Raw genomic sequence first — 7,185 nt, forward strand, 5'->3', positions numbered from 1 at the left:
TGTGCCCGAACACAGTCTTGAATCCGTGGGCCGCCGCCACGCGCCATCCATGGCGCGGGGCGGCTAACCCGGCGTCCTGCCGGGTTACCCACGAATTCAAGCCTGCGTTCGGCCAGCGTGGTTTAACAGGGCGCCTAAGATCAAGATCAAAAGCAGATCAAGATCAAGAGCGGCTCGCTTCGCATCGTGGTTACCGTTGGTTGCCAAGCCTTTGAAAGAATTTTCCTACAGGTGTTGACCTTGCCACTACGGGAACCTTTAGGCTTTTTTCCGAGTATGCCCAACCACAAAAACAAGATTCAGGGGTTATCAATGGATACTGCTGCCCTGCAACAACGCTCGGATTCCGATCTCTTCACCACCGCCTCGCGGCTGATGACGAATGCCTTGGAACCTGGCGCCAATTACACCCAGGTCACCCGCGCGCTGGAAGCGCTGCTCGCACTGACTCGGCAAGGCCTGGCGGGAGATGCTGGCGCCTACGCGCATTACCAGTCAGCCTTGCTGCAATTGCACATTCCCGGTGACCCACGCACCGAACCGACCCGGCGCTGGATGGCCAGCGAGGTTTACCGCGTCGAAGATGAGTTCGCCGCCGACTTGCCGGGCTTCACCGCGTTGCCGGTGGAGGCGTTCCGTCAGCAGGTCGACGCTGAAATCGCTGCACGCAGCCGGGTCAACCACCCGATGTCGGTGCACCTGTTCCAAGGGACGCCGCCGGTGCAGGATGTGCGCTTCTTCCTGGAGCATCACTGGACCCGTTCCTACAACTTCTACAGCCTGCTGGCCGAACTGGCCTTTCGCTTCGAAGCCATCGAAGACGCCTCAGTGTTTTACCGCAACCTGTACGGTGAAGCAGGGGCTGAGACGCCGCAGCGTTCGCACCCGGCGATGCTCGCCCATCTGATGGAGTATTTCGATATTCCGCTGGCCATCGACTTCCCCGCGCTGCATCCGCTGGAAAAGGCCTACCTGAATAATCGCATTCGCTGTGTGCGCCACACGGATGTCGCCTGGGGCCTTGCACTGCTCTATGCGGTGGAGTCTGTCAGTTGCGTCAACCATCGGCGCATCTACGAGCTGTTGCAGCGCCTCGACGTTCCAGAGCAGCCCAGCGAATTCCACCGCTTGCATGGCACCCAGGATGAGATCGACACCGAGGAAATGTGGGCCCTGATTGCCAAGTTTGCCAGCGAGGAGGGCTTTCAGCGCACGTTCATGCGCGCACTCAAGCGCCACTTCGAAATCAACAAGGCCTACTTCGACAGCCTGTGGCAGCAGATGCAGGCCCAACGCCTGTCTGCCTGAACGACCTGCGATCCGAAAACAAAAATAATGGAGCACATGATGAGCCCACGTAATTTTTCCCTGCCGCAATTGCAAAATATTCACACGGCCGAAGCCCGTCTGTTGGCGGAAGCCTTGAAGCCGGACGCGACGTTCAATCGCATCGAAATTGCCGCCAATATGCTGCGCGCCCTGTGCGAGACCGGCCAACGCGGTGACGCCGCGAATGCGGCGCAGTGCCAGCAATTGCTGTACATCCTGTCGCTGAGCGATGACGTGGCCACCGCCTCGACCCGGCGTTGGCTGGCGAATGCCGTTTACAGCGTGCAAGAGCGTTTCATGCCGTCAGCCGACCTGGCATCGCCCTTGTCCGAGGCCGGTTTCCAGCAGCGCCTGGAAGAGCAGATTGCCGCGCAGTCGCGGGAAAACCATCCGATGTCGCAGTATGTGTTTGAAGGCAAAGCCTCTCGCGAGCAACTGCAGGTGTTTTTGCGCCACCAATGGTTCCGCACATACCGCCTGTACCGGGACGCCGCCGACCTGCTGGTCAACCTGACTGACGTAGACGAGGCGGCCGCCTTGGCGCGTTATCTCTACGGTGAGTTGGGCGAAGAGGATGAGCAGCGTTCCCACCCGAAGCTGCTGGCCAAGTTGCTTGCCGCCGTGGGCCTGAATGCCGATTTCGAGGCGCTCTCGACGATGCCCGAGGAAATCGCCTACCTCAACAACCGCGCCCGCTGTTTCCGCAACCCCGATTTCGGCTGGGGCCTGGCGGTGTTCTACATCACTGAACTGGTGGTGCCGGGCAACCACGGCAAGTTGTACAACGCCCTGCGCAATGCGGGCTTGAGCCAGGACGACGCGGAGTATTACGAAGTGCATATCAGCCTGGTGCCGCCACGGGCCAAGCGTGAATGGGCACTGATCTCACGGCGTATTCCGGACCTCGGGTTCCAGAACGCGTTCCTGACGTCTTTGGCCGAGCACTTCCGGCTGGAGCGGGCTTACTACGATGCAGTCTGGGAACACGTGCAACGCGTGAAGTAGCCCTCCTTAGGACAACGCGAGTAACTCGACATGCCAAGTCATATCACTGAATCCCGTATCCACGGGGGCGCTTACTCGTCCCCGGAATTTGCCGCGATCTTCTCTGATGCCAATCAGGTGCAGAAGTGGCTTGATGTTGAAACGGCGCTGGCGGCGACCCAGGCGCAGATGGGCCTCATCCCCCACGAGGCCGCCCGGGAGATTGCCCGGGTAGCCAGCGTGGAACTGCTGGACCTCGACGCGTTGGGGCGCGAGGGCCTGGAAACCGGGCACATCCTGGTGCCGACTCTGCGCGCCTTGCAGGGGTTATGTGCCGATGGGCTGGGTGAATACGTGCATTACGGCGTCACCACCCAGGACATCCTCGACACCGGCCTCATCCTGCAAATCCGCGATGCCTGGGGCCTGGTGGTGCAGCGCCTGCGCGGCATCCGTGGGCATTTGCTCACGCTCGCCTTGCGCCACAAGCACACGCCGATGGTCGCCAGGACTCATGGGCAGCACGCACTGCCCACCACGTTTGGCTACAAGGTGGCGGTGTGGGTCGATGAGATCGATCGGCACCTTGAACGCTTTGACGAAGCCTATGCGCGGGTGATGGTCGGTAACCTGACCGGCGCCGTGGGCACCCTGGCCGGGCTTGGCCCGCAGGGTTTGGATGTGCAGCGCCGCACCCTGGAAAGCCTGGGCCTGGCGGCGCCATTGAGCAGTTGGCACAGCGCCCGCGACCGCATTCTGGAGGCGGCGTGGTTGCTGGTGCAGGCGTCGGCAACGTTGGGCCGTGTCGCCAATGAGATCTACCACCTGCAGCGCACCGAGATCGATGAAGTGCGCGAAGGCCGACGGGCAGGGCAGGTGGGGAGCAGCACCATGCCCCACAAGCAAAACCCGTCGACGGTGGACCTGATCAGTGCGTTGTCGCGGCTGGTGCGCGCGCAGATGGTTGCGCTGACCGACGCCGCGTTCCAGTTGCACGAGCGTGACGGTACCACCTGGCGCATCGAATGGGCGGCCTTGCCGGAGCTGTTCATTTACGCCGGCGCCTTGCTCGCCCGTATGGACGGCTTGCTGCTGGCTGGGCTGGAGGTGCGTGAAGCGCGCATGCGTAGCAACCTGGACGTGCTGGGCGGGCTGATCCTGTCGGAGCGGGTGATGCTCGCGCTGGCGCCTCGGTGTGGCAAGCAGACAGCCCATCACCTGGTGCACGACATCGCCCTGCAAGCCCAAGACACAGGCGTCTGCTTTCGCGACGCGCTGCTTGGTGACTCGCGGCTGCAGGGTTGTTTCAGCCCGCAAACGCTCGATGACCTGCTTGACCCGACGACCTACACGGGGCTTGCCGCCGAGATGGTCGATTTGGTGGCAACTAAAGCACTGCCTCGCGCTTGCGGCCATGGCCTTGAAGCGACGCAGGCAACCCCAGGCAATACCAGTCAGTCCCAATACGCGATGGAGGGTATGTGATGGATGCGCAAACATTGGAAGTGACCGCCCGTGCATCTTGCACCGCACGGTCGGACCACCCAGGCTTTGATCATGACGGCGAGCAATGCCGCCACGAACACAGCCACATTCTCGATTCGAAAACCCACGGTTCAGGCTATGCCGGCCCGCAGAGCCGCAAGATTTTCTGCAGTCATTGTCGCCTGCAACGTTGGCTGGACGTGGAAGCGGCGCTGGCGATGGCCCAGGCCGATGTCAACATCATCCCGCGCGAGGCGGCCCTGGAGATCGAAAAGGCCGCGTTGCTGTCGGGCATCAATGTGCGCCAACTGGCCGAGGGCGTGGCAGCCACTGGGCATTCGCTGATGCCATTGCTCAGTGCCCTGCAAAAAAACTGCAGCCCCAGTGCCCGTGAGTACGTGCATTACGGCGCTACCACCCAAGACATCCAGGACACCGCCCAGTCCCTGGAAATGCGCGATGTGCTTGATGCAATGGACCAGGCCCTGGAGACCTTGCTGGGCAAGTTGTCGACCCTGGCCGATGCGCACCGTGACTCGCTGATGGTCGCCAGGACCCACTCGATTCCCGCCTTGCCGACCACCTTCGGGCTGAAGGTCGCCGGCTGGATCGATGAGCTGTTGCGCCACCGTCAGCGCCTGGCCGAGGCGCGCCAGCGGGTGCTGGTGGTGCAGTTGTTCGGCGGGGTCGGCACCATGGCGGCGTTCGGCCCGGATGCCATGCCGATGCTGGAGCGTTTTGCCCAGCGCTTGTCGCTGCAAGTCCCCCTCACGGGCTGGCATGTGTCCCGTGACCGCGTTGCCGAGTTCGTCAGCACCCTGGCCATGGTCACCGCCTCGTTGGCCCGCGTTGCCGATGAAATCCGTACGCTCAATCGCTGGGAAATCGCTGAAGTGGAAGTGGGCTGGAGCGACCAACAGATCGGCAGCAGCACCATGCCGCACAAACGCAACCCCGAAGGTTGCGAGCAGGTGGTGGTGTTGGCGCGGCTGGCCAAGGCCCAGGTCATGCTCGCGCTGGACGCGATGATTCTTGAGCATGAGCGTGATTACCGCGGCACGCGGTTGGAGTGGTGCGCGGTCGCGGACGTTTCCCACTATGCGCTGATGGCGCTCTCGATTCTGACCGAGACCATCGACGGGCTCACCGTGAATGTGCAGAAGATGGAAGGCACCGCCCAGGCCTATGGCGATGCCATCTGCACCGAAGCGGTGGTGTTCGAAATGGCGCGCAAGCTGGGCAAGAGCAGCGCCTACCAGATCATCTTCGAAGTGTCCCAGGCCAGCCAGCGCAATCACGTGTCGATCCGCGAGGCAATCGAGGCCGATGCGCGGGTGCTTGCGGTCATGAATGACGGCGCCCTGGCCCGGCTGTTCGAACCCCGGACGCACCTGGGCATGTCCGAACGCATTGTTGACAACGTGCTGGCCAAGCTCGCCGGCCACTGATCATTGATCTCTGAACAGACTTGCAAATTCATCAAGGAGCGACAGATGTCCAACGTTATGGAAGTTGATAAAGCCAAGGTCCAGCAATTTTCGGCGCGCATCATGGAGGATTACGGCAACACGCTGCGCGGCGCCATGCTCTACATTGGCGACCAGCTCGGCTTGTTCAAGGCATTGGCTGACGGCCAGGCGGTGACCCTGGAAGAGTTAGCGCACAAGACCGGCTACAACGCACGTTACTTGCGCGAATGGCTGGGCAGCATGGCCACTGGCAATTACGTGACCTACGACGCGCAAACCCGCCGCTACCAGATGCCGGCTGAATTTGTGCCAGTGCTGGCCGATGAAGACTCGCCGTATTTCGCCGGTGGCATTATCCAGCTGAGTGTGCCGTTCGTGAGCATGGCGCCCAAGGTCATTGAAGCCTTTCGCCACGGCGGGGGTTGCGCCGAAGAGGCGTTCCCGCTGGAAACCTGGAAAGGCATGGAGCGCATGACCATGCCCTGGTACAAGCACTACCTGGTCCAGCACTGGATCCCGTCCCTGGACGGCGTCGAAGAGAAGCTCAAGACCGGCGGCAGTGTGCTGGATTTCGGCTGCGGCGCGGGCCTGGCGGCGATCACCATGGCCAAGGCCTACCCCGAGGCGCGCATTGTCGGCTGCGACTTCCACCTGCCTTCCATCGAGTTGGCGCGGGCCAACGCCGAGGCGGCCGGTGTGGGTGACCGGGTGCAATTCGAGGTGAACGACTCCGACGCCTTGCGCGGCCAGCAATTCGACTTCGTGACCACCTTTGTGGTGATCCACGATGCCACCGACCCTCAACAGATGCTCAAGGATTTGCGCGCCGCCACGGCCGAAGACGGTACCTACCTGATGGTGGAACTCAACCTGTCCGAAGAACTGCACGAAAACATGAACCTGTTCGGGCGTGTCATGTACCCGCAGAGCACCCTCTATTGCATGACCTGTTCGCTGTCCCATGGCGGCGCCGGGCTGGGGGCGTTCATGGGCGAGAAGCGTGCCCGTCAGATGGCGCAAGCCGCCGGGTTCAGCCGCTTCCGTAAAGTGCCCTCGGAGTGGCCGCCAATGCCGGCGCTGTTCGAACTCAAGCCTTGATATGAGCCATCCGGCCATTGCGTTGCGCATTAAGGCAATTTAATGGCCCCTTTGTAACAAAATCCTCGCCAAAATCACTTTTATTTTCAGGTGGTTAGGTGAGGATGCAAATGCGCTCTGTGGGAATGATGCTGATTGCCTGCTCCCTGGCCGGCGGCGCGACTGTCGCGCAGGCCAGGGAGTTGCGCGAAGGTGACAAGTACATGTGCAGTTGGGGCGCAGGCACGGCCGCCAGGGCCCAGGAACTCAAGTTATCCGGCGTTTCGCTGTACGCCGCCCGGCAGAAGATCCAGACCCTCAAGTTCAGCAAATCGTGGATGCGCATGATGGCCATGGGCATCACCGAGCAGACCTATGACAGTCGCTCACGGCTCAAGCCCGAGGCGATTCGTCAAAGCTTTTACCAGGATTGCCTGCGCTACAAGGTGGCGCGCAAGTAATCGTAGCCCCGCACCAGCCGTGGGGCCTTTACAAATCCACGACAAACCCTGTGTGAGTATTTGCATACAATTGCGCACTTCTTCATGGAGGCCGATATGCAAGTGCTGATTCGAACGGCGACACCCGATGACGTCGACACGCTGTGCGCGATTCGCACCGCGGTGGTGCAAAACCACCTGAGCCTTGAACAGATGGCTGACCTGGGGATTACCCCACAGGTATTGAGCGACACGTTGCGCGCAGCCCCTTGCGGCTGGATCGCGGAAGTGGACGGCCAGGCGGCGGGGTTTTCCATGGTCGATCTGGATGAAGGCGAAGTATTCGCGATGTTCGTGCTGCCATCGCACGAGAAGCTTGGCCTGGGTCGCCAACTGATGGC

Annotated in this window: 7 protein-coding genes; all 7 read left to right on the forward strand. The window is 61.6% G+C overall.

What is annotated here, in order from left to right; genetic code table 11:
• Positions 1–312: 312 nt before the first annotated feature.
• A complete protein-coding gene (locus GIW04_RS25800) occupies positions 313–1,308 on the forward strand; it encodes an HOASN domain-containing protein (RefSeq protein WP_032900708.1) in 996 nt (331 codons plus the stop codon).
• A 39-nt stretch (positions 1,309–1,347) separates the two neighbouring features.
• Positions 1,348–2,334, forward strand: coding sequence for an HOASN domain-containing protein (locus GIW04_RS25805; protein WP_120248151.1), 987 nt, complete (start codon positions 1,348–1,350; stop codon positions 2,332–2,334).
• A 30-nt stretch (positions 2,335–2,364) separates the two neighbouring features.
• Positions 2,365–3,798, forward strand: coding sequence for an adenylosuccinate lyase (purB, locus tag GIW04_RS25810; RefSeq protein ID WP_003191761.1), 1,434 nt, complete (start codon positions 2,365–2,367; stop codon positions 3,796–3,798).
• Positions 3,798–5,246, forward strand: a complete 1,449-nt coding sequence (locus GIW04_RS25815) for a class-II fumarase/aspartase family protein (protein WP_003191760.1) — start codon at positions 3,798–3,800, stop codon at positions 5,244–5,246. The genes purB and GIW04_RS25815 overlap by 1 nt, the downstream gene beginning before the upstream one ends.
• Positions 5,247–5,291: 45 nt before the next feature.
• On the forward strand, positions 5,292–6,365 hold the full coding sequence (locus tag GIW04_RS25820; protein WP_003191758.1) for a class I SAM-dependent methyltransferase: 1,074 nt from the start codon (positions 5,292–5,294) through the stop codon (positions 6,363–6,365).
• Between the two features lie 110 nt (positions 6,366–6,475).
• A complete protein-coding gene (locus tag GIW04_RS25825) occupies positions 6,476–6,805 on the forward strand; it encodes a hypothetical protein (protein ID WP_003191756.1) in 330 nt (109 codons plus the stop codon).
• Positions 6,806–6,901: 96 nt separating this feature from the next.
• The coding region (locus GIW04_RS25830; protein WP_236479324.1) for a GNAT family N-acetyltransferase at positions 6,902–7,185 on the forward strand (284 nt) is incomplete at its 3' end.

The organism is Pseudomonas sp. PA-4-8C (assembly GCF_021606625.1).
Taxonomy (GTDB): domain Bacteria; phylum Pseudomonadota; class Gammaproteobacteria; order Pseudomonadales; family Pseudomonadaceae; genus Aquipseudomonas; species Aquipseudomonas lactis.